The sequence below is a fragment of the Bradyrhizobium sp. SZCCHNRI1009 genome (assembly GCF_032487575.1).
Classification (GTDB): Bacteria; Pseudomonadota; Alphaproteobacteria; order Rhizobiales; family Xanthobacteraceae; genus Bradyrhizobium.
On record NZ_JAUEUL010000034.1, the window covers coordinates 1 to 23,372 of the forward strand.

The window sequence follows — 23,372 nt, forward strand, 5'->3', positions numbered from 1 at the left end:
CCGCAGAAGAATCCACGCCATGCACCATGTCCAGTCTGTCTTGAACCGGACAGCCGTGGGCTTGACCCGGCCATCCACGTCCTGCGGCAGATTCGTGAGAGGATGGATGCCCGGGTCAAGCCCGGGCATGACGACGGAGAGTTACACGTCATTCGTGCCTCCCCGCCTCGCGCTTGTAGGATGCGTAGTTCGGCTGATCGACGGCGAGCTTGTCGAGCGTGGTCTGCCAGAGATGCTCCTTCAGACCCGGCGTCGCGAGATCGACAGCACCGCTCGCAATCTGCTCCGCCAGTGCGCGATTGAGGTCGAGCAAGGCACCGTCCTGTCCCAGCAAATCCTTCAAACGCGCATGCTCTGCAGCCTCCGCGGGCGCCGCCTGTGTCAATTGCCGCACGACCAGATCGAGCGCGTTGATGCCGACGCGCAGCTTGAACGCCTGATGTCCCGAGATCAGCGGGGCTACATCGTTGCGCAGAAAATCGGCCACCGCCTGTACCAGCTCGGTCGGAGTCGGTTCGTCCTGCATCAGCCCTCTCCCCGCGGCGCCAGCAGCCGCAGCAGATCGATCTCTGTCTCCGACGCGCGGCGGCCGATCATGGCGCGTTCCATCGAGTGGTCGGGACCCAAGCGAAACCGCTGCATCATGCCGCAGCACATCACGCCCCAGCGCAATGTGCCCATGACCTCCCAGAACTTCACCCTGCCGGCATCGACCTTGCGGCCAGCGGCCTCGTAGCCCGCGTACAGCTCCTCGCGCGAGCCGAATCCACCGACGGGCTTGTCGATCTCGCCGAAGCGCCAGGAGTTGACGCAGATCCAGCCGAGATCCTCCATGGGATCGCCGAGATGGGCGAGCTCCCAGTCGAGCACGGCGCGCACCCCGTCGGGGCCGATGATGAGATTGCCGTTGCGGAAATCGCCGTGCACCAGCGTGACCTCCGCCGAGGGGCCGGGATCATTGTGCGACAGCCAGCGCAACGCGAGATCGAACACCGGGCGCGGCCAGTCGAAGCTTTGATATTCGCGCGCAAGCTCCGCGATCTCCCTGACCGCGTTCATCTCGCGCAACGCCGGCAGTGCCTCGCGCCGAATGCCGTGGATGCCGGCGGCGATGCCGCCGAGCTGGCGCGCGAGACGGGGGCGCGCCTCGGCAAACTCGGCATCGCGCAGGATCTTGCGCGCGATGGTTTCGCCCTCGACGCGGCGCATGATGAAGCCGGCGCCGAGATCGTCCTCCGGCGTCAGCAGGTGCAGCACCTCGGGCGACGGCACCCCGGCGGCACGCGCCAGCCGCATCAGCGCCGCCTCGTTGTCGAGCCCGGCGGCGCGGCCAGGCGCGGCGCCATAGCCCTTCGGCGAGCGGCGCAAGATCGCACCGACATCGCCCGCGGGATGGACGATGTCGAAGCGCCACGTCTCCTGGCTGGCGCCGCCGGAGAGCTTTGCGGCGCCGTGCACGCCGGCCGCCCCCGGCATGAACGAGGCGACGCAGCGGTACAGCTCGGCCTCGATCATTGGCCCTTGAACTTGGCCGGCCGCTTCTCGAGGAACGCGGTGACGCCTTCCTTGAAATCCGACGTGCTGCCGGCGACGCGCTGCGCCTGGAATTCAGCGTTGAGCTGCTCCTCGAACGAGTTCTCGGGACTGTCCCAATACAGCTTGCGGATCTGAGACAATGCGACCGTCGGGCCATTGGCGAGCTCATGCGCGAGCTTCATGGTCTCCTCCTTCAGCGCCGCATCGTCATAGACGCGATTGACGAGCCCCCATTGCAGTGCCGTCTCGGCCGGCAGCTTCTCGCCGAGCAGCGACAGCTCGATCGCGCGCGCCTTGCCGACAAGGCGCGGCAGCAGCCAGGTCGAGCCGCAATCGGGAACGAGGCCGATGCGGCGGAAGGCTTGCAGGAAGTAGGCGGACTTGGCGCACAGGATCATGTCGCCCATCAGCGCGAAGCTCATGCCGGCGCCCGCGGCCGGGCCGTTGACCGACGTCACGATCGGGCAATGCAGGTTGCGCAGGCGGCGCAGGAACGGATGGAAGGCGGTCTCGAGCGCGGCGCCGGCATTGCTGCGGCCGGGCTTGGCCTGCGTGTTGCGGCCCTGCAGATTGGCACCGGTGCAGAACGCGCGTCCCGCGCCGGTGACGACGAGACAACGCACCTCCGCCTTCTTCTCCTCGATCTCGTCGAGTGCCTCGGCGAGCCCGCCCAGCATGTCGATCGAGACCGCGTTCATCACCTCCTGATGATCGAGCGTGAGGACGGCGACGGGCCCGTCGAAATCGAGCGTGACGTGCTTGAACTGCATGGTTTCCTCTCAAGAGCTTTTCGAGCGCTGCATTCTTTACGGCGGAAATTCGCTGCATCGCCGGTTCGTGCAGCATATTTGATTTTTGCGCTGCGCTTGTCCATGGTTGGATCATCCCAATAACTGAAGCGGCGCGCAGCGCACTCACATCATCACGGAAACGTCCGAGAGAACCCCATGAACATGTTCGACCTCACCGGCCGCGTGGCCGTCGTCACCGGCGGCAATGGAGGCATAGGCCTCGGAATCGCCCAGGCACTTGCGTCCAGTGGCTGCAACGTCTCGATCTGGGGCCGCAACGCCGAGAAGAACAAGGCAGCCGCGGCCTCGATGGCGGCTGGTCCCGGCAAGGTCGACACCCGCGTCTGCGACGTGACGAGCCCTGCTTCCGTCAACGACGCGATGCAAGCGACGCTCGACGCCTTCGGCCGCGTCGACGGCTGCTTCGCCAATGCGGGCATCGGCGGCGGCGGCCGCAAGCCTTTCATCGAGCGCAGCGAGGAGGAATGGCGCACGATGTTCGCGACCAATCTCGACGGCGTCTTCCACGCCTTCCAGGCTGCCGCGCGGCACATGACGGCCCGGGCGGAGGCCGGTGATGCGTTCGGCCGCCTGGTCGCCACCTCGAGCCTCGCCTCGCTGTTCGGCACCGCGCGCAACGAGCACTATGCCGCGACCAAGGCCGCGATCAACGCGCTGTGCCGCGCGCTCGCGGTCGAGCTCGCACGCCACGGCGTCACCGCGAATGCGATCCTGCCCGGCTGGATCAGGAGCGACATGACCGCGGGCATCATGGGCAATGAGAAGTTCGTCGCCAACGTCATGCCGCGCATCCCGGTGCGCCGCTTCGGCGAGCCGTCGGATTTCGGCGGCATCGCCGTCTACCTCATGAGCAAGGCGTCGTCCTATCACACCGCAGACTGCTTCGTGATCGACGGCGGCTATACCGCCTTCTGACCGGCAGCAGCGACCGGTGGGCCGGTGCGCCGGTCTGCCGAACCCGGATTTGTTCCACATCCGTATTCCAAGATTTCCGAAATTTAATGCTGTCCAGGCTGCCACGCCCTCGTGACCTCGGCGTTGTCCCTCATCACATAACGAGGAGAAGCCGAGGGGAAGGAAGCCATGAAGCGAGGCGTGACGGTTTTGGCCTGTGTGTCTGCCCTGACTGTGGCCGGCTATTTCGCTATTGCGAAGTGGGGCATCCAGCACGAGAGCCGTGAGTTTTTCGATGCCGAGCGGCAGCGGCCGATCACGGTCGACGTGGCCGTGCGCACGGATTACGAGATGAAGGCCAATGCCGGGCTGTGGCGGCTCCCGGTGGCGATCATCAGCAACGGCAACACCGTCAAGAACACCGAGTATTCCTTCCTCGCGAACGTGTTCGCCGCGCGCGGCTATCTCGTCGCCAGCGTTCAGCAGGACCTGCCGACCGATCCGCCGCTCGTCACCAAGGTCGGCATGCCCTATGTCGGCCGGCTCGACGTCTACAAGAAGGGTGAGGCCAACATCCTGTGCGTGCTCAAGGAGATGAAGAAGCGCCATCCGAATGCCGACTATGAACATCTGACCCTGGTCGGCCATTCCAATGGTGGCGACACCGCGATGTATTTCGCCAAGGAGCATCCGAACATCGTTTCGCAGGTGGTGACGCTCGACAATCTGCGGGTGCCTTTCGTGATCCGGGACAAGCTGAAGATCCTGTCGTTCCGCTCCGACGATCCGCAGTTCAAGACCGATCCCGGCGTGTTGCCATCGCAGGTCGGCAAGAAGAGCGGCATCGACATCATCAAGACCGAGTTCCAGCACACCTGGATGAGCGATCGCGGTCCCTATACGGCGCGGGAGCGGATCCAGGCGACGCTCGACAAATATCTCGGCGGCGACACCACCAGCGAGCTCGCACCGGCAGACACCGACAATCTGATCGTCACCAACGGCGCAGCGGCCCTGCCCTGATCTGACGATACGTCGGCGGGGCGGCATGCGCATGGCAGCGGCGCAATCGCGCAGCCGCCATCGCAGCCGTCAGTTCTGCGGTTTCTTGGCCGGCGGGCCGTTCTTATTCCCCGGCATTCCCTTGATATTCGACGGATCCTGAGCGCTGACGTCCGGATTGTGGCGGTTGATCGTGGACGAGCCGACCGTGCCGCCTGTCGTCTCAGTGCCCGGTCCGTTCTTGTTGCCGGGCGCGCCCTGGATGCCTGCTCCGGAATTCTGCACACTCGGCGGCGGCGTGGTCTGCGGGCTGCCCTGCGCCAGCGCGGACGTAGCCGAGACGGCGAACGCGCAAGCAATCAGACTGATCATTGGTTTCATGGCGCGACCTCCATTTGTAGTTGCTGTGCTGTCCGAACGTGACGCTGGCGGAGCCGTTCCCGGAAACATGGAGTTTCCCGCGCGAGGACGCCGATGTGCGCACCCCCTGCCCGCTTTATTGGCTTCCGGATCGCGTCACGGACCACTACGGTCGGGGAACCGACGCACCAGAGGCCCCTACATGGAATACCTCTCCACCGATCTCAGCCCGCGCGAGCGCTACAAGATCTTGACCTCCTTCGTGCTGCCACGGCCGATCGCCTGGGTCACGACCAGGGGCGAGACCGGGGTGGTCAACGCCGCGCCGTTCTCATTCTTCAACGTGATGGGCGAGGACCCGCCGCTCTGCGTGTTCGCGATCAACCTGCGGCCGGACGGCCGGACCAAGGACACCCTGGTCAACATCCGCCGCTCAGGCGAGTTCGTGGTCCACATCACCGACGAGCCCCTGGCGCAGGCGATGCACGAGACCGGCGGCGACTTTCCGCCGGAGATCGGCGAGCCCGATCATCTCGGACTCAAGCTCGCACCCTCGCGCATGATCGGCGTGCCGCGGCTGGCGGACGCACCGTTCGCGATGGAGTGCAGGACCTGGCAGCTCATCGACGTCAACGGCGACCGCGTGCTGGTGCTCGGCGAGGGCCTCGCCTTCCACATCCGCGACGAGTTGTGGGACACCGAGAAGATGCGGGTCGAGATGGAGCTGTTCCACCCCGTGGGGCGCATGTTCGCCGACCGCTATTGCCGCACCGACGACCGCATGGATTTCCCGCCGGCGAAGGGCGCCGGCTGAGCGCTCCCGGCCGGACGCCGTCAGTAGGTCGCGGCCAGATAGCTGACGATCTTGTCGACATCGGCCGCGTCGATCGGGGCACCATAGACCTTGATCATCTTGGTGACCTCGGCCTGCCAGAACTCCTTCTTGTTCTGCATCGGCGGCTGCGTCTTGATGTAGTCGGAGGAGTGGCAGGCCGTGCAGTTGCCCTGCACGACGGCGAGGTCGGGCCCCGGCTTGAACGCCGCGGTCTCCTGCGGAACCTGATAGTTCACCGGGGCTGCGGTGAGGGCGATGGGGCTACCCGCCAGGCAACCAAGCCCGGCAGCCAGCGAGGCGATGAGGAACGACATCCGTTGCATGGTCATCCTCCTCAGGCCGCCGTGACGCGGACGGTTTCGACGACATTGCGAAGATAGCCGGCCGGATTCCAGCGCGGCGTCTCCGGCTGGGTCTCGCCGGAATTGCTCGTGGCCCGCACCTTGAGATCGTGGGATCCCGCGGCAAGCTTCACCGGCAGCTTCCACTCGCGGAAGGAATATTTCCCGAGGTCCTTGCCGAGCCGGGCATCGGTCCAGCTCTGGCCACCGTCGGTCGAAACGGCAACCTGCCTGATCCCGGCCCCGCCGTCGAATGCGATACCGCGCAGCGTTGCCCTGCCTGCCTTCAGCTTCGCGCCATCGGCCACGCTGGTGATGAACGAGCGGACCGTGAAGCGGTTGATCGGGATGGTGGCTTTCGGCGTCGTGCCGGGCTCGACGGCATTGTTCGGCGTGTCCGGGATGCGATAGGCCGATTTCATCCAGAAGCCGTCGAACACGCCGTCGACGACGGTGATCTCGTTGAGGTGCTTGACCCAGTAGGTGCCGTAGTAGCCGGGTACGATCAGGCGCAGCGGAAAGCCGTTGAGGAACGGCAGATCCTCGCCGTTCATGCCGTAGGCCAGCATCACCTCGCCATTCATGGCGTGATCGAGGTCGAGCGCCTTGACGAAATCCGGCGTCTTGTCGATCACCGGGCCGTCCATGCCGCCGAAGGTGACCTGTCTGGCGCCGGCCTGGACACCCGCCATGTCGAGCACGGTCTTCAGCGGCACGCCCCGCCAGCGCGCATTACCCATGGCGCCGTTGCCAAGCTGGCCGCCGGCGACGCGAGGCTCGAAGAAGCCGCGGCTGTTGCCGGAGCATTGGTTGACGGCGACGATCTCGGTCGCCTTCATCTTGCGGATGTCCTTGAGCGACAGCTTGAGCGGCTTGTCGACCTTCCCCTTGATCGCGAGCGTGAACTTGTCCGGATCGAGATCGTAAGGCAGGCCCGCCAAATGATAGCGGACGAAGAAGGCATTGTTCGGCGTGATCACGCCGTCATTGAACACCCCGAATGGCGTTTCGAGTTGCGGCGGCCGGCTGGTCAGGCCGATCATCGGCCGCTTCTGCGGATACTTCATCAGCGGCCGCTCGCCGTTGGCGAAGGGCAACGTCACCGTCTCCCCGGCCAGCGCACGGGTCGCGCCGAAGCTGCCCAGCAAAGCAGCCATCCCCGCTCCCTTGAGCAGATCACGTCTGTCGATCATGGGTCTCCCTCCGGAGTGGTGGTTCTCGCCAGGGGTCATCACCTCGGGACGAGTTGGTCAGCACACGGCATGCATTGCGGCGCCAGATGATTGTTGCACGATTCTCTCGTGACAAGAAAAGACGTGATGTCAGAGATCAAACCATCGCGATTCATCGCACTGCGGCAAAAATGAAGACCGCGCGCGGGCGACGGAGCGCGCACGCGAGTCGTGCCGGCGAAAGGGGCGGTTAGTGGGTCGCGTCGTCCTTGCGAGCGAAGCAATCCAGAGTCCCGCGTCGACTCTGGATTGCTTCGTCGCTGCGCTCCTCGCAATGACGGGTGTTAGCCCGGGTGCCTGGATCGTCGCGGATTTGTAGCCCGGATGAGCGGCTGACGTCCGTAGGGTGGGCAAAGCGGCGCCATCAGGCGGCGCGTGCCCACCGGCGGTTGATGTGAGGGAGCGCGGTGGGCACGGCGCGTCGCACAGATGTGAACGCCAACAATGATGGAAGGCGCGCCTTTGCCCACCCTACGACACGACGACCGAACTACCCGCCCTGCCCGATCTTGTCCTGCGTCTTGGTGTCGAAATCGCCGGCGTCGTGGCGCTCGTGGAGCTGGCTCTTGGGATCGCCGGAGACGCGGTTGACCATGCGGCCGCGCTTCACCGGGGTGCGCTGCGCGATCTGGTCGGTCCAGCGCTGGACGTGTCTGTAGTCCTGCACCGAGAGGAATTCGCCGCCTTCGTAGAGCAAACCCTTGGCGAGCGCGCCGTACCACGGCCACACAGCGATGTCGGCGATGGTGTAGTCGGGGCCGGCGAGATACTCGCTTTCGGCGAGACGGCGGTCGAGCACGTCGAGCTGGCGCTTGACCTCCATCGCGAAGCGGTCGATGGCATATTCGATCTTGGTCGGCGCATAGGCATAGAAGTGGCCGAAGCCGCCGCCGAGATACGGCGCGGCGCCCATCTGCCAGAACAGCCAGGACAGGCATTCGGCGCGCTTGGCCGGCTCGGTCGGCAGGAAGGCGCCGAACTTCTCGGCCAGATAGACCAGGATCGCGCCGGACTCGAACACGCGGATCGGCTCGGGCCCGCTGCGATCCAGCAGCGCCGGGATCTTGGAATTGGGATTGATGGCGACGAAGCCCGAACCGAACTGATCGCCCTCGCCGATCCGGATCAGCCAGGCATCGTATTCGGCGCCGCTGTGGCCCAGCGCCAGCAGCTCCTCGAGCATCACGGTGACCTTCACGCCGTTCGGCGTTCCCAGAGAATAGAGCTGCAAGGGATGACGGCCGACAGGCAATTCCTTCTCGTGGGTCGGACCTGCGATCGGCCGGTTGATGTTGGCGAAGCGGCCGCCGCTGGCCTTGTTCCAGGTCCAGACCTTGGGCGGCACATAGCTGTTCTGTTCGGACACGGCAGACTCCGGCATGAGCGTCAGGAGCGAGCGTTTTAGGCGCATATACCGTCGAGCGGAAGCCGCACCGCGCGCGGGCGCCATCAGCATTTTCTGCATTGCGCGGTCGAACCTGCGATGACAGAACGGAGACAAGACAACAATGACGGTCCGTCATGGGCCCGTTCCTGGAAACGCCGATGACTGCAACTACCCTGCCCCCCGACCGCATTCCCGTGATCGTCGGCGTGGGCGAGATCGTCGATCGCCCGAAGGACATTCGCGACGGTCTGGAGCCGCTGGCGCTGCTCGAACAGGCGATCCGCCGCGCGGAAAATGACGCGGGCGCCAAGCTCGTCCATGACACCGGCTCGCTCGACGTCGTCAACTTCCTGAGCTGGCGCTACCGCGCCCCCGAGCAGCTTCTCGCGCAGCGGTTGGGCGTCGCGCCGGCGCACTGCCATTATGGTCCGGTCGGCGGCGAGAGCCCGATCCGCTTTCTGCACGAGGCCGCCTTGCGCATCGCGCGCGGCGAATGCGAGGTCGCCGTGGTCTGCGGCGCCGAGGCGCAATCGACCGCGACCAAGGCCGAGCGTGCCGGCATCACTCTGCCGTGGACGCCGTTCGCCCATGATGTCGAGGAGCCGAAACGCGGCGCCGCTTTCCAGAAGCCGCTGGCGGTGAAGCTCGGCGTGTTCCGTCCGGTCTCGGTCTATCCGTTCTACGAGGTCGCGAGCGCGGCAAAATGGGGCCAGACGCCGCGGCAGGCGCTCGCCGAATCCGGCGAGCTGTGGTCGCGCTTTTCGGCGGTCGCCGCCTACAATCCCAACGCCTGGCTGAAGCGGCACTTCGCGCCCGACGAGATCACGACGCCGTCGGCCGACAATCGCCCGATCGCCTGGCCCTATACCAAGCTGATGGTCGCCAATCCCATGGTCAACATGGGCGCGGCGCTGATCCTGACCAGCCTCGCCAAGGCGCGCGCCGCCGGCATCGCCGACAACCGCATGATCTATCCGCTCGGCGGCGCATCGGCGGAGGATCCGCGCGACTATCTCACGCGCGACCAGTTCGCCGAGAGCCATCCGCAGAACGCTGTATTGCGGGCCGCGATGAACATCGCCGGTGGCAGCGGCGCCGCGTTCGACGCCATCGAGCTCTACAGCTGCTTTCCCTGCGTGCCGAAGATGGCACGGCGAACCCTCGGCCTCGGCGCCGACGTCGAGCCCACCGTCACCGGCGGGCTGACCTTCTTCGGCGCGCCGCTCAACACCTACATGACGCATGCCGCCTGCGCGATGGTGCGGCGGCTGCGCGGCGGCGCCAAGCGCGGCCTGCTGTACGGCCAGGGCGGCTTCGTCACCAAGCATCATGCGCTGGTGATCTCGCGCGAGCCGCCGTCGTCCCTGTCACAGGAGGTGAGCGTGCAGGCCGAGGCGGACCGGCACCGCGCCGTCGCGCCGGAGTTCGTCAGCGAGGCCAGCGGCGGCGGCAGGGTCGAGAGCTTCACCGCGCTGTTCGATCGCAACGGCGAGGTCGAGCATGGCGTGGTGATGCTGCGCACCGAGCAGGACGCGCGCACGCTGGCGCGCGTGCCGGCGCAGGACGCAGCCACGCTGGCGCGGCTGATGGATCAGGACAGGTCGCCGGTCGGCTTGCTCGGCACGATCACGATGGCCGCCGATGGCGTGCCGGAGTGGCGGGCGAATTAGTCCACTTCCGTCACCTCACACCTCCCGCGCCTCGTGCTGCCAGCGTGCATAGGCCGTATCCCAATCAGGATCGCGCTCCGCCACGAAGCCGAGCGTTCGGCCGCCGCCGAGGTTGCGGAAGCCGATCATGGCGCGCCGGTGCGCGCCGCTCCTGACATAAGCGCGCATGCTGGCTTCGTCGGTCCAGACCGTCAGCGTGTGATAGATGCCATTCACCGGACGAAGCTCGACGCGCAGATTTCCGGGAGCGGCGCGCGCCTGGCGGACGGCGCGCAGCGTGTGCCACCAGAATCGCGCCAGCCGAGTGAGGCCGCGGTGCGGGCGGAAGCCGGTGACGGACACGTAGACGCTCATGGCGCGCTCCTGGATCGCACCCCGTCGCGGGGGGAACGGTCGCGCCGGCGGGTGTGAGCACAACGCTGCTCACCGCGTCCTGGATGTCGGCGCGCAGATCACGGTCCGGCGGTCAGCGCCCACTTCGCCTGGGCTTCACGTCGGCAGGCACCGTGCCGGTGGTCTCCGCAGCCGCCGGGGGCGAGCTGTTGTCGCCCGCCAATTGCTGGTCGCGCTTGAGCGCGACGGCCTCATCCCGCCGCGCGGCCGCAACCGCCGATTCCGGATCCAGCTTGAGCGCCTGGTTGAAGTCGGCGAGCGCGCGGTCGTAGCGCCCCTTTTCCAGCCACACCGCGCCGCGGTCGCTGTACGTCGCGGCATCGTTGAAGCCCATGCGCACGGCGTGGTCGAGATCGACGAGGGCCTCGTCCAGATCTCCCTTGCGCTGGAACGCCAGTCCACGATCGTGAAACAGCATCGGATTGTTCGGATCGAGCCGGATCGCCCGCTCATAATCGCCAAGCGCCCGGTCGAAGCGGCCCATGCGGACCAGATCCCTGGCGCGGTAGCGATAGAGATCGGCATTGCGGGGCGCGAGCCGGATCGCCTCGTCGAGATCGGCGACGGCCCCTTCGACATCGCCCTGGCGGCTGCGGTCCATCGCGCGCTTCACCAGGGATGCGGCGGTCATCGGTTCGGCCGGGACGACCGGCTCTGCGGCTTGCGGCGCAGGCGCCTCCATCGCCGGGGGCTGCACCGGCAGCACGGCTCCGGTCGCATCCTGGACGGCAGGCGCCGGGATGGTCTCACCTGCGACCTTGCGCTGCGGCGCGGATCGGGCCTGCGGCGACGGTGTCACGATCGAGCGCGTCGCCTGCCTGCTCATCCAGTCGCCGGCGGAGGGCAACAGCAGAATCTCGAGGCCGATCAGGATCGCGCTGAGCACGGCGGTCGCCGCGGTGAACTGCAGGATGGCGTCCCAGCGCTCGCGGCGGACGCGATCGCGCTCGGCGGCAAGATCGGCGTCGTATTCGGCGCGCAGGCCAGGGTCGCGCAGCACGTTGTAGGCGACGATGATCATCTTGAGCTGATGCTCCGACGCCGCATCGGCGCCGCCCCGGAGGTCGGGATGGTGCGCCTTGGCGGCCAGGCGGAACGCCCGCTTGATCGTGTCGAGATCGGCCCGCGGCGATACGCCGAGCACCTCGTAATGCGTCTTCATGGTGCGATCCCGTGCCTCTCTACCGAGGCCGGTTCGGGATCACGCGGGGAGCAGGTCGAGCGCATAATGGGCGCCATCGCGGGTGAGCCTGCCAAACGCGGCCCACGGAAAATGAGATCCACAAACCAACATCTTTTCTGCAACGATACGATCGAGCAATCTGCGCCGGCTGACCTCGGCAGCCGGGCCGTCCTGGTCATAGGCGCCGTGCCATTCCGGATGGCGCAGGCACAATGCCGGCACATAGGCGGTGTCGCCCGAGATCATCAGTTGCTCCGATCCGGAGCTGAGATGAAAGGCGGTGTGCCCCGGCGTATGTCCGGGGACGCTGACGAAGCGGATGCCCGGCACCACCTCGTCCTCGCCCTCGACCGGCAGCACGTTCTTCCACCCCGGGATCACGCTCTGGATGCGGCGCGCCAACGACTGCCGCCACGGGGGCAGCCGGCTGGTCAGAGATGCGTCGGTCCAGAACTTGTATTCCGCCGCGGCCACGATGATCTCGGCGGTCGGAAACACCGGCGCGTTGGTGTCCTCGCCGAGCAGTCCGAAGATGTGATCGGGATGGAAGTGCGAGATCAGGATGGTGTCGATGTCCTCCGGGCGAATGCCGGCTGCTTTCAGATTGTCCAGCATGCGACCTGAAATGAAGATCGAGTCGGAATTGTAGCCCTGCACCTGGCCGCCGCCGCCGGCATCGCACAGCACGGTCTTGCCCTTCAGCCGCACCACGAAGGTGGAGATCGGGATCGGGACGAAGGCGGAGCTCAGGCCTGCGGCGTGCAGCGCCTGCTTGACGTCGCCGATGCTGGCGTTGCCGATGAAGCCGGCCTCGTGCGGCTTTTCCCAGATCCCGTCATAGAGGGCGATCACCTCGGCCTCGCCGATCGTGATCCGGCGATAGCCGGGCGTGGGATCCTCAGTGCGGCGGCGCGGCTTGGCGGCAACGACGGCAAGCCCCGCATCGAGACCGAGGGCGGCCGCGGCCGTCGCGGCCGATAGCACCAAGGTCCTGCGCGAAGGGCCGCTCGCAATCACATTGCCTGCCACTAAATGTACCGCTGGTTGAATAAATATCTAACACAAGTTAACCTCTGCACCTTAGCGGGATTATGGCGCGACAACGGCCTTTCTGGCCGGGGCGTCAGGTGTGGGGAGTCTGCAACGGTCGGGGATGATCCCGTCGAGCGGGGCGCCGCCTGACGAACGGCGCAGGCATGTGCGTTCCGCGCCGGCGCGGCTCGCCGGGGGCGCCATCGGTTCTGCGTACGGCTATCGGCAGGCTGTGTCGTTCGATGATCGAATGGGACAGCGGCCCATCTCGGCCGCTGTCGCCCGCTTCGTCATGCCTATCAGGCGGCGCGAACGGATTGCAGGAAGCGGCTGACCTCCTGCTTGAGCCGGTTGCTGTCGCCGGAGAGCTGGCGCGCGGCGCTGAGCACCTGCCCCGAGGTGTCGCCGGTCTCGCTGGCGCCGCGCTGGACGTTGGCGATGTTGGCGGACACCTGCTGTGTACCCGCGGCGGCGTGCTGGATGTTGCGCGAGATCTCGGCGGTTGCGGCGCCCTGCTCCTCGACCGCGGCCGCCACCGTCGCGGCGATCTCCGACAGCCGCTCGATCGTCGTCGAGATCTCCCTGATGGCACCGACCGACTCCTGCGTGGCCCCCTGGATGCCGGAAATCTGTTGGCCGATCTCGCCGGTCGCCTTTGCAGTCTGTTCGGCCAGCGCCTTGACCTCGGAGGCGACGACGGCAAAGCCGCGGCCGGCTTCGCCCGCCCGTGCGGCCTCGATGGTGGCATTGAGCGCCAGCAGATTGGTCTGCCCGGCGATCGTGTTGATCAGTTCGACGACGTCGCCAATGCGGGTCGCCGCCTTCGACAACTCGCCGACGCGATCATTGGTGCGGCGGGCCTGCTCGACCGCATCGGAGGCGATGCGCGCCGACTCCTGCACCTGGCGGCTGATCTCACGGACCGACGAGGTGAGCTCCTCGGTCGCCGAGGCGACGGCCTGAACGTTGGCCGACGCCTCTTCGGAGGCCGCGGCGACGGTGGTGGACAGCTCCTGCCCCCGCACGGCGGTGCTCGACAGCGAATTGGCCGAACTCTCGAGCTCGCTGGAGGCCGAGGACACCGTATTGACGATGTTGCCAATGGCGCCTTCGAAACTGTTGGCAAGCTCTGACATCTCCCGCTTGCGCGAGGCGGCTGCGCGCCGCTCCTGCTCACCGAGCTCCCTGGCGTTGAACCGCACCATCGTCTGCACGGTCTGCAGGTTACGCAGCGCGCGGCCGATCTCGTCGTCGCGCTCGATGCGCATGCGGGTGTCGAGCTTGCCCTGAGTGATGCTTTCCATCGTCTCGTTCAGATGATCGAGCGGCGCCACGATCACGTTCATCGTGCGCAGCCCGACCAGGCCGCACAGCACGACACCAGCGGCAGCAATCGCCACGGCGGTCATTCCGGCGAGCCCGCCCTCCCCGAACGAAATGACGCCAAGCACGAGCAGGAACAGTGTCTGCAATCCAACCAGCGTTCGCAGCCTTGCCGCGATCGTGCCGGCGAACATCGAGAGATGGTCGAACACCGAGCGGCGGCGGACGATGCCGTCGTCGATCTTGTAACCATGTGGCCGCTTTTCGCGAATCGCCGCATAGACCTGCTCGGCCTCGGCGCGCTGGTCGGCGGGCAGCTTGGTGCGCACCGAGGTGTAGCCGACGACTTGGCCGTCTTTGCAGATCGGCGACGCCGTCGCCAGCACCCAGTAATAGTCGCCATTCTTGCGGCGGTTCTTGACCGCGCCGACCCAGGGACGGCCGGCCTTGAGCGTGGTCCAGAGATTGTCGAAGGCTTCAGGCGGCATGTCGGGATGGCGCACGATGTTGTGCGGCTGCCCCATCAGTTCGGCTTCGGTGAAGCCGGCCGCGTCGACAAAATCCTGGTTGAAGAAGGTCAACTTGCCCTTCGTGTCGGTCTTGGACACGATCAGCGTGTCATCCGTGATCGGATACTCGACGTTGGTGACGGGCAAATTCTTACGCATGGCGAGTCTTTCAATCGACGATGATGGCCGTGAGCCGTGCCGGCACTGGCATGACTAATTTTGTTGCAAGAGATGCATCGATCGTCGCAGTCGCCGATTAACCTAAGATAAAATGCCGCCACCGTTGAAATACGGGCGCTGGCGCTCATTGATGGCAGTTGCAAATCGCGCAAGACCTGTAGCCGGTGTGTCGCCACACGAGTGCAGACAGAACGGCGCATCCATGTTGCCGCCGTTGACGGAGCGCACAGATCGTTGCGCTCCTGGCCGCTCGGGATCTCAGGCGGCGCGAACCGTTTGCGGGAAGCGCGTCGCCGATGCGGGTCGCGGCCCTCGACAGCTCGCCGAGGCGATCGGTGGTCGAGCGCGACTGGCCGACTGACTCGCCCGCCTTCCGCGCCGACCGGCCCACGAAAAAGGGCGCGGCCTCCCGGCTACGCCCTGGTCTCGTTGGGATCTGTCCGCCGGGATCAGGCGGCGCGCACAGTGTCCAGGAAACGTCCGACCTCGAGCTTGAGGCGGTTGCTGTCGCCGGACAGCATCTGCGCCGCCGAGAGCACCTGGGACGACGCCGAGCCGGTCTCGCTGGCACCGCGCTGCACCTCGGCGATATTGGACGACACCTGCTGCGTGCCGATCGATGCCTGCTGGATGTTGCGCGAGATCTCCTGCGTCGCCGCGCCCTGCTCCTCCACCGCGGCGGCGATGGCCGAGGAAATCTCCGACAGCTTCTCGATGGTGCCGGAGATCTCGCGGATGGCCCCAACGGATTCCTGCGTCGCTGTCTGGATGCTGCCGATCTGCTGGCCGATCTCGCCGGTGGCCTTGGCGGTCTGCTCGGCCAGCGCCTTCACCTCGGAGGCGACCACGGCAAAACCACGGCCGGCTTCACCTGCCCTGGCGGCCTCGATGGTCGCATTGAGCGCCAGCAGATTGGTCTGGCCGGCGATGGTGTTGATCAGCTCGACGACGTCGCCGATGCGGGTCGCGGCCTTCGACAATTCGCCGACGCGATCATTGGTCCGCCGCGCCTGGTCGACGGCATCGCTGGCCATGCGCGCGGACTCCTGCACCTGCCGGCTGATCTCGGTGACCGAGGAGGCCATCTCCTCGGTAGCGGAAGCGACCGACTGGACGTTGGTCGAGGCTTCCTCGGAGGCGGCGGCGACCGTGGTCGCCAATGTCTGCGAGCGCGCGGCGGTCGAGCTCAGCGACGTGGCCGACGCCTCCAGTTCGGTCGAGGCATGCGACACGGTGCCGACGATCTGCCCGACGGCCTGCTCGAAGCCGTCGGCCATCTGATGCATCTCGGCGCGGCGCTTCTCGGCCATCAGCTTGTCCATCGCGATCTTGGCCTCGGCCTCCTGCTGCGCCTTCTCGGCCAGCATCACCTTGATCTGGTTGACGGCCTGCGCCGTATCGCCGATCTCGTCGCCGCGGCCCTCGCCGTAGATGGCTACCTCCTCTCCCTTTGCCATGCGCTGCAGCACGGCGACCAGCGCGCGCATCGGCTTGGCAATGCCGTACTGGCCGATGACGAAGCCGAGCGACAGACCGGCGATGATGCTGATGGCGGAGAGGACCATCAACCTGTGTGATGTTTCGACATACTCATCAGCCGACGACTTGGCCAATTCTTCGACGCGGTGATCTACCTGCTCGGCCACTGCCCGCATCTTGGCTCGGAGCGTCTCGGCAACGGCATCACTGGCCTTGACCGTTTCGAGCAACTTCTGAGCGGAGTCGCTGATCTGGTTGGAGGACGCCGCCTCCACCACGGCCAGCGTCTTGCCGATACTTATCTGATAGGCTGCGAATGCGTCTCGAACGCCGCCGAGCATCGCCTGGGTTTCCTGGTCATTCGTCTTTGAGACTTCGTCCAACCGTTCCTTGAACGCCTTCATCTGCTCGTCGATGATGTGATGCGCTGCGTTGCGGTTGTCGTCGCGAGGATCGAGTGCGCTACGGAACTCAGCGCCGACGATGGACGCCACATTCGTGTTGGCTCGCGCGGCCAGCATCGAGCGCCGAGCAGCCCGCGCCATTCGCTCGGCGTTCTCGTTGAGATCGCGCAATGCACCGGCGGCGATGTAGCTCAGGGCACCCATCATGGCGCTGAGCAGGAGCACGATCGTAAGAATCTTAGTCAGGACGCGAAAGCGCGAAAGAAACGACATCTACAACCTCTCATGAAGGCCGATGACGTCAAACGAAGCCGAGACTACGTCGAGGACGCAATCGAAGTCGCTCCTGCATCACCGGTGATGTTGGGTGAGCCGACCTTGTTGCGCTTGAATCGAAAAAAATCTTAATTTTCTCGACCGTAAAAATTCGGATCAAATGATACGCGCGGACGGTATTTTTCCCCGCCGCGCGCTCGCCCCGATAGACAGCCACGGTAGTGGCCAACCGCTGCGAGCGCTCGGCCACCGAGGGTCGGGGATCTTCACCGAGGCTTCGAACTCACCGGAGGCAGAGGACGCGCACGCCGACGATCCGCGAGCCCGTCGCTTCGAGGGCGCGCCGGCAAGTTGCTTCATCTCGCGCTCCCCCGCGCCGCGGATCATTCCAGCTCGATCGGCTGATAGGCGCCGGTCTCGTCGAGCGCGGTGCCCCAGATCTTGTGCGAGGCCTGATGTTCGGCGGGGCCGAAGTTGAGCGAGGCGCCAAGCCCCAGATCGATGTTGCGCATCGACTCCAGCGTATCGATCAGCCGCTCGGTATCGAGCTGCGGACCGGCCTGCTTCAAGGCTTGAACCAGGATGCTTGCCTCGATGTAGCCCTCGAGCGAGGTGTAGTCCGGCGGTTCGCCGGGGAAATGCTTCGCCAGCGCGGCCTTGTAGTCGAGCACCACGCTCGAATAGCCGGAAACGGCGGGAACGGTCTGGGTCACGACCACCCCGGCTGCGTAGCGTGGGCCGAGCAGCATGAGCTCGTTGGCAAGCGCCGATGCACCGACCGCCGACACGTTGACGAAGAGGACGCCGGGCAGCGCGTCGCGCGCCTTCTCGATGAACTTGGCGGCCGCGCGCGAGGTCGCGACCATGATGACCGCACGGACCGGCACCTTCTGGGTCTTGAGCTGATTGATCGCGGGCTCCACATCCACGGTGTTGCGGGTGTAGTTGACGCGCAGGATCGCCGCGTCGTTGAGGCCGAGGACGCGAAACGCCTTTGCAACGCCGGCAAAGCCTGCATCGCCGAACGAATCGTCCTGCGCGAACAGCGCAATCTGTCGTGGGGGCACGCGGCGCAGCTTGACCAGGTAATGCACCAGCGCATCGGCCTCTTCCGAATAGCTCGGACGATAGTTGAAGACGTAGCGGTCCGGCGGATCATGACGCGAGACGTTCGCGCCGGTGTAGGGGCTGAAGAACAGCATCCTACGCTCCAGCGAATATGGAATTGCGACGGCCGCCGTCGCGGTCCCGAAACTGCCGACGAAGCCGAATACGCGCTCCTTCTCGTAGAGCTGCTTCATGGCATCAAGCGTGCGGTTCGGATCATAGCCGTCATCGGCCACGGCGAGCCTGAGCATTCGGCCATTGACCCCGCCAGCTTCGTTGGCGCGGTCGAATGCGGCTTCGATGCCCACCTTGAGCAGGCGGCCCGATTCCTTGTTCGCGCCCGACAGCGGCAAGACGCTGCCGAACGTGATGTCGCGCTCCGTGATGCCGCGAACCGCCGAAGCAGCCACGGCACTCGTTGCCCCCGTCGCAGCGACGGAGAGCGTCGGGTCCCGCAGCGCGCCGGCCGCCATCGCCGGTGTGCCCGTCGATCGCTCGATGTCGGCAAGCTGGAGCTCGGCCCGCCGGCAGTCCTGGCGGCCACTCGCCACGGCCGCGCGACCGTCGGCGATGGAGCGGTCGAACTGGCGCGTCAGCTCGTTGCGATCGCCGTCGTTGTTCGACGCCTCGCGGATGACGGCCTGGAACTTGCCGATGATGGCCTGGATCCGCGGCCGAGGGATATCGCTGCAGGCAAGGGCCGCCCCGATGGCGGGACCGATCCTGCCGCCGAGGTCGCGCACGACGGCAAGGTTGTCGCCAGGCGCGGCCCCGACAGAGGTCGTGAGCATGAGGGTGAAGATGATCGCCGAGGAAGTCGCGAACGATCGCGTCCGGCTCATCATCTCGTGGCGGGCCCGAAGGTCAAGGAAGGTCATCATGTCGGGATTCGAACTCGTTGAAACATGTTGGTCGGATCGTTGTGAGCTGATGAGATCGCCGCAGGTCTGTCAGGCCGCGCGGACCGTCTCCAGGAAGCGGCTGACCTCGCGCTTGAGGCGGTTGCTGTCTGTCGACAGCCCCTGGGCCGCCTCCAGCACCTGGGTCGAGGCCGAGCCGGTCTCGGTGGCGCCGCGCTGCACGTCAGTGATGTTGACGGAGACCTGCTGCGTGCCGTGAGCCGCCTGCTGCACGTTGCGCGAGATTTCCTTGGTCGCGGCGTTCTGCTCTTCGACGGCGGCTGCGATCGTCGAGGACACCTCCGACAGCCGTTCGATGCTGCCGGAGATCAGCCTGATCGCCGCGACCGATTCCTGCGTCGCCGTCTGGATGCCGGCCACCTGCTGGCCGATCTCGTCGGTCGCCTTGGCGGTCTGCTCCGCCAGCGCCTTGACCTCGGCGGCGACGACGGCAAAGCCCCGCCCCGCCTCGCCGGCCCGCGCCGCCTCGATGGTGGCGTTCAACGCCAGCAGATTTGTCTGCCCGGCAATGCTGTTGATCAGCTCGACCACGTCGCCGATGCGGCTCGCCGCCCGCGACAGCTCGCTCACCCGCTCGTTGGTCTTCTTCGCCTGCTCGACCGCTTCGTTGGCCATGCGCGCCGATTCATGCACCTGGCGGCCAATCTCGGTGACCGAGGACGTCATCTCCTCGGTGGCCGAGGCGACGGATTGCACGTTGGTCGACGCTTCCTCCGACGCAGCCGCCACCGTGGTTGCGAGCTCGCCGGCGCGGACCGCCGTCTTGCTCAAGGTATCCGCCGAGACCTCCAGTCTGGACGAAGCCGACGAGACCGTCTCGACGATCTCGCCAACGGCGCTTTCGAAATCGTCGGCCATCTTGTGCATGTCGGCCTTGCGGCGGGCCAGCGCCCGCTGCTCGGCTTCCTTCTGCTCCGCTTCCAGCGCGTGACGTGCGACCGCATTGCTCTTGAACACCTCGACGGCGCCGGCCATCTCGCCGATCTCGTCGCCGCGTCCCACGCCGGGCACCTCGACGTCGAGACGGCCGCCGGCGAGGCTCTTCATCGCGCTGGTCATGCGATGCAGCGGGCTGGTGATGCCACGCCCGACGATCGTCGACACGACGAGCAGGACCAGCAGCACGATCCCGGCCGCCATCAACGACTGCCGCGTCGAGGCCCAGGCCTGCGCCGAGAGGTCATCGATATAGACGCCGGTCCCGACCAGCCAATTCCAGGGGGCGAAGCCGGCGACATGGGTGAGCTTGGGCTGCGGCGTCTCGGAGCCGGGCTTCGGCCAATCGTAGTCGACGAAGCCGCGGCCATGCTGGCGGACCACGTCGATCATCTCGATGAACAGCTTCTTGCCATTCGGATCCTTCATGTCCGCGACATCCTGCCCGACCAGCTTGGTCGAGATCGGATGCATCAGCATCTTCGCGGTCATGTCGGTGACGAAGAAATACTCGTTTCCGCCATAGCGCAGCTGGGAGGCGCGCTCGAGCGCGCGCTTCTGCGCGTCAGCGACCGAGATCGTCCCCTTCTGCGCGGCCGCATGCTCTTCGGCAAAGATGCCGAGCGCGAGCTCGGTCAGATGCCGCAGCTCGAGCTGCTTCTGCTGCTTAAGGCCCGCGGCGAGCTCACGGGAATTGAAGGCGGTCAGACCGATCAGGCCGAGGAAGCTCAGACCGATCAGGGCATAGATCTTGATACCGATGGTGAGCTTGAGGCGATGAGGCATTGCAAACGACATGTCAGTCTCCACGGGCGCAACTCATGCTTGGGGCGCTCGGGGACAGATCACGGCGACGGGCGTGGGCTCGCCCTCGTATGCACGCAAACGGGCCCGCAGCCCACGCGTGGAAGCTACGGAACCGAATATTAAGTCTGGTTAAGACGATGTCCGTACGAATACGGAGCAGCGATCGAAAATGATCGTTGCCCGTCCAGATCGGTAACGCGCTCCGGCCTGGCCGTGCGACGCGTCGTCTCATGTGGTGCGACCACGTGAGAGAAGCACCGTTTGCCCGTGGAGCCCGACTGCGCGTTGGCCGCGAATGACCAGACCCTACACGCCGACTCTTAACACAAGTTAAAAACGCAGATTGACTACGCAGGTTAGTTTTGCCGGCGCAAATGCAACGCGAACAGAAAAGCCGCAGGCAACGGGGCCGCGGAGTGTCTCTGTTGGGTCAGAAAACGTCGGGTCAGAAAACGCAAAAGGCCGGAGCGTTCGATGCTCCGGCCTTCCAATCCCCTGCGCGACCAGGAGTTGGCCGCTTCCGCGGCCCAGCGTTATGCCGCCCGCACCGAGCCGAGGAAGCTCGCGACCTCCTGCTTGAGACGATTGCTGTCGCCGGACAGCGCCTGTGCCGCTGAGAGCACCTGGGCCGAGGCCGACCCGGTCTCGGCCGCGCCGCGCTCGACATCGGCGATGTTGGACGAGACCTGCTGCGTGCCATGCGCCGCCTGCTGGACGTTGCGCGAAATCTCCTGCGTCGCCGCGCCCTGTTCTTCGACGGCGGCTGCGATGGTCGAGGAGATTTCCGACAGCTTCTCGATCGTAGAGGAGATCTCCTTGATGGCGCTGACCGACTCCTGCGTCGCGACCTGGATGCTGGAGATCTGCTGGCCGATCTCGCCGGTGGCCTTCGCGGTCTGTTCCGCCAGCGCCTTGACCTCGGAGGCGACGACCGCAAAGCCGCGGCCGGCATCGCCCGCGCGCGCCGCCTCGATGGTGGCGTTGAGCGCCAGCAGGTTGGTCTGGCCGGCAATGGTGTTGATCAGCTCGACGACGTCGCCGATGCGGGTGGCGGCCTTGGACAGCTCGCTGACGCGCCCGGTCGTGGTGCGGGCCTGGCCGACGGCGTCGTTGGCGATGCGCGCCGATTCCTGCACCTGGCGGCTGATCTCGGTGACCGACGAGGCCATCTGCTCGGTCGCAGACGCCACCGACTGGACGTTGGTCGTGGCTTCCTCCGAGGCAGACGCAACCGCCGTCGTCAAGCCTTGCGAGCGCGTCGCGGCCTGGGTCAGCGTCGTGGCGGACTGCTCGAGCTGGCTCGAGGCCGACGAGACGGTGTTCACGATCTCGCCGACCGCGGCTTCGAACTGCTCGGCCAGCCGCTGCATGTCGGCCTTGCGCTGGCGCGCCGCGACCTCATCCAGCGCGCTCTTTTCCTCGGCCTCGGTGCGCGCCTTCTCCTCGGCATTGCCACGGATCACCGTGACGGTCTTGGCGAGATCGCCGATTTCGTCACCCCGCGATGCGCCGGGAATGGCGATGTCGATGCGGCCGCGCGCCATCTCGCCGAGCGCCGCGTTGAGCCGCGTCAGCGGCCGCGCGATCCCGAGGAACGAGAACACGACCGAACCGATCACCGACAACAGAACCGCCAATCCGACAAACAGCGTGATATAGCTCGCCTGCGCGGCGACCTGGTCTGCCTCGAACCGGGCGCTCGCGTTGCGCGCGCGCGCGTCCTGGATGGCGGAGGACATCAGCTCGCCGGCCTCGCCGAGATAGATGAGCGTGCGGTCGCGCAGCACGGCCTCCTTGATTCCCTCGGTCTTCACCACCTCGTCGTTCGCGGCGACGAAGTCGGAGGCGAGGCCATTGAGCTTGGTGATCGTGGCCTGGATCTCGCGGTTGTCGGCGAGCATGCGAGCGTCGGTCAGCGAGCTCTTCAGCCCCGGCACCGTCTGCTTCACGGTCAGGATGGTTGCGGCGTCGCCAGTCATGCCGAACCGCCACGCCTGCGACCGCATGTAGTTCAACTTGGCATCGGCGGCGTGAAGCTGGCGCTCGACCCGCTCGCGGAAGGCGAGGTTCGGCAGCGACGGCGAGGCGAGCAGCGCCTTCAGGCTGGTGTTCCACTCGTTGGAGACCGCACTGCGCTTCTCGATCTGCGTCAACAACTTCTTCTGCGCCTCGGCGAGATCGACCGCTCCCGCGGCATAGCTCGTCATCAGCTCCTTGATCCGGGTCAACCGGGCGCGATTGTCGGCGGTCGATACGTTGCCGAGCGCGGCGTCGATGTCGGTCACCATCGCGGTCGAGAACTGCTGAATGTCGGCGGCTGCCTTCTCTGCCTCGGCCGGCGCACGCGCCAGCCGCGCCGAACGGCCGCCGAGCTGGGTCTGCTGCATGTTGATGCTGGCCGACAGCACGCTCTCGACCACGCGCCGCGCGCGCTCGGCCTGCTGATTGGCATGGTTGACCGCTCTTTCCGCCATCAACTGGTTAGCGATCATGCCGACCGCGAGAGACGCGCCGATGGCGCCAGCAAGCCCGAGTTTGTAGCCGATCCGATTCAGTTTCATTGCCCTACCCACAGATGGACGCGTCACGCGACGGTCCGTACTGGAGGTATAGCGGTGAGGTCCCTAGAGACCGTTAATTTACGGGAGTTATCGGGCATTACACGCAAAAAACATCTGCTTTTTCTGTGTGCGCCCCGATGCTTACGGCGGCACGACGGCGCTGCCGCGCCGAGCGACGGCTCACAAACTAAGC

The 23,372-nt window shown here is 66.0% G+C and carries 19 protein-coding genes; 4 read left to right on the plus strand and 15 right to left on the minus strand.

The features are described from left to right. Positions 1–148: 148 nt before the first annotated feature. Genes QX010_RS31090 through QX010_RS31100 form a run of 3 tightly spaced genes read right to left on the minus strand, consistent with a single transcriptional unit; the run spans position 149 to position 2,306 of the window. Positions 149–526 (minus strand): DUF6285 domain-containing protein, encoded by a 378-nt coding sequence (locus QX010_RS31090; RefSeq protein WP_315801304.1) that lies wholly within the window; start codon positions 524–526, stop codon positions 149–151. Continuing rightward, the gene (locus tag QX010_RS31095; protein WP_316183435.1) at positions 526–1,515 is read right to left on the minus strand and encodes a phosphotransferase family protein; all 990 of its coding nucleotides are present in this window, start codon (positions 1,513–1,515) and stop codon (positions 526–528) included. Before QX010_RS31095 ends, QX010_RS31090 begins: the two co-directional genes overlap by 1 nt. Continuing rightward, on the minus strand, positions 1,512–2,306 hold the full coding sequence (locus QX010_RS31100) for an enoyl-CoA hydratase/isomerase (RefSeq protein WP_316183436.1): 795 nt from the start codon (positions 2,304–2,306) through the stop codon (positions 1,512–1,514). Before QX010_RS31100 ends, QX010_RS31095 begins: the two co-directional genes overlap by 4 nt. A 177-nt stretch (positions 2,307–2,483) precedes the next feature. Between QX010_RS31100 and QX010_RS31105 the strand changes: the two genes are divergently transcribed. Together QX010_RS31105 and QX010_RS31110 are read left to right on the plus strand one after the other, a co-directional pair. After that, positions 2,484–3,263, plus strand: a complete 780-nt coding sequence (locus tag QX010_RS31105; RefSeq protein ID WP_315801307.1) for an SDR family oxidoreductase — start codon at positions 2,484–2,486, stop codon at positions 3,261–3,263. Positions 3,264–3,431: 168 nt separating this feature from the next. Continuing rightward, entirely contained in the window at positions 3,432–4,265 is an 834-nt protein-coding gene (locus QX010_RS31110; RefSeq protein WP_315801308.1) for an alpha/beta hydrolase, read from the plus strand. Positions 4,266–4,334: 69 nt separating this feature from the next. Here QX010_RS31110 and QX010_RS31115 read toward each other — a convergent pair whose 3' ends face one another. After that, positions 4,335–4,625, minus strand: a complete 291-nt coding sequence (locus QX010_RS31115) for a hypothetical protein (RefSeq protein WP_315801309.1) — start codon at positions 4,623–4,625, stop codon at positions 4,335–4,337. Between the two features lie 181 nt (positions 4,626–4,806). Here QX010_RS31115 and QX010_RS31120 point away from each other — a divergent pair, with 181 nt between their 5' ends. Continuing rightward, on the plus strand, positions 4,807–5,418 hold the full coding sequence (locus QX010_RS31120) for a flavin reductase family protein (protein ID WP_315801310.1): 612 nt from the start codon (positions 4,807–4,809) through the stop codon (positions 5,416–5,418). Positions 5,419–5,438: 20 nt separating this feature from the next. On the opposite strand, the gene QX010_RS31125 is transcribed toward QX010_RS31120, so the two are convergent. The 3 genes from QX010_RS31125 to yghU all read right to left on the minus strand — a co-directional run bounded on the left by QX010_RS31125 (position 5,439) and on the right by yghU (position 8,378). Continuing rightward, positions 5,439–5,768 carry a cytochrome c gene (locus tag QX010_RS31125; protein ID WP_410051476.1) on the minus strand — a complete coding sequence of 110 codons (330 nt, stop codon included), beginning with the start codon at positions 5,766–5,768 and terminating at the stop codon, positions 5,439–5,441. A 5-nt stretch (positions 5,769–5,773) separates the two neighbouring features. After that, positions 5,774–6,973, minus strand: a complete 1,200-nt coding sequence (locus tag QX010_RS31130; RefSeq protein ID WP_316183438.1) for a molybdopterin-dependent oxidoreductase — start codon at positions 6,971–6,973, stop codon at positions 5,774–5,776. A 529-nt stretch (positions 6,974–7,502) separates the two neighbouring features. After that, entirely contained in the window at positions 7,503–8,378 is an 876-nt protein-coding gene (gene yghU, locus QX010_RS31135) for a glutathione-dependent disulfide-bond oxidoreductase (protein WP_316183439.1), read from the minus strand. Positions 8,379–8,557: 179 nt separating this feature from the next. Here yghU and QX010_RS31140 point away from each other — a divergent pair, with 179 nt between their 5' ends. Beyond that, the gene (locus QX010_RS31140; RefSeq protein WP_316183440.1) at positions 8,558–10,069 is read left to right on the plus strand and encodes an acetyl-CoA acetyltransferase; all 1,512 of its coding nucleotides are present in this window, start codon (positions 8,558–8,560) and stop codon (positions 10,067–10,069) included. 15 nt (positions 10,070–10,084) lie between these two features. On the opposite strand, the gene QX010_RS31145 is transcribed toward QX010_RS31140, so the two are convergent. From QX010_RS31145 to QX010_RS31180, 8 genes are all read right to left on the minus strand, one after another. Then, on the minus strand, positions 10,085–10,423 hold the full coding sequence (locus tag QX010_RS31145; RefSeq protein WP_316183441.1) for an antibiotic biosynthesis monooxygenase: 339 nt from the start codon (positions 10,421–10,423) through the stop codon (positions 10,085–10,087). A 112-nt stretch (positions 10,424–10,535) separates the two neighbouring features. Beyond that, complete coding sequence (locus tag QX010_RS31150) at positions 10,536–11,624, minus strand: tetratricopeptide repeat protein (protein ID WP_316183442.1); 1,089 nt, start codon at positions 11,622–11,624, stop codon at positions 10,536–10,538. Between the two features lie 39 nt (positions 11,625–11,663). Continuing rightward, the gene (locus tag QX010_RS31155) at positions 11,664–12,629 is read right to left on the minus strand and encodes an MBL fold metallo-hydrolase (RefSeq protein WP_316183443.1); all 966 of its coding nucleotides are present in this window, start codon (positions 12,627–12,629) and stop codon (positions 11,664–11,666) included. A 347-nt stretch (positions 12,630–12,976) separates the two neighbouring features. Then, positions 12,977–14,668: a methyl-accepting chemotaxis protein gene (locus tag QX010_RS31160; protein ID WP_316183444.1), complete on the minus strand. Its 1,692-nt coding sequence runs from the start codon at positions 14,666–14,668 to the stop codon at positions 12,977–12,979. Positions 14,669–15,138: 470 nt separating this feature from the next. Continuing rightward, complete coding sequence (locus QX010_RS31165) at positions 15,139–16,845, minus strand: methyl-accepting chemotaxis protein (protein WP_316183445.1); 1,707 nt, start codon at positions 16,843–16,845, stop codon at positions 15,139–15,141. Positions 16,846–17,231: 386 nt separating this feature from the next. Then, on the minus strand, positions 17,232–18,746 hold the full coding sequence (locus tag QX010_RS31170) for an ABC transporter substrate-binding protein (protein ID WP_410051996.1): 1,515 nt from the start codon (positions 18,744–18,746) through the stop codon (positions 17,232–17,234). Between the two features lie 159 nt (positions 18,747–18,905). Continuing rightward, positions 18,906–20,609 (minus strand): methyl-accepting chemotaxis protein, encoded by a 1,704-nt coding sequence (locus tag QX010_RS31175; RefSeq protein ID WP_315801321.1) that lies wholly within the window; start codon positions 20,607–20,609, stop codon positions 18,906–18,908. Between the two features lie 542 nt (positions 20,610–21,151). Next, positions 21,152–23,179, minus strand: a complete 2,028-nt coding sequence (locus QX010_RS31180; RefSeq protein ID WP_316183447.1) for a methyl-accepting chemotaxis protein — start codon at positions 23,177–23,179, stop codon at positions 21,152–21,154. Positions 23,180–23,372 lie beyond the last annotated feature (193 nt).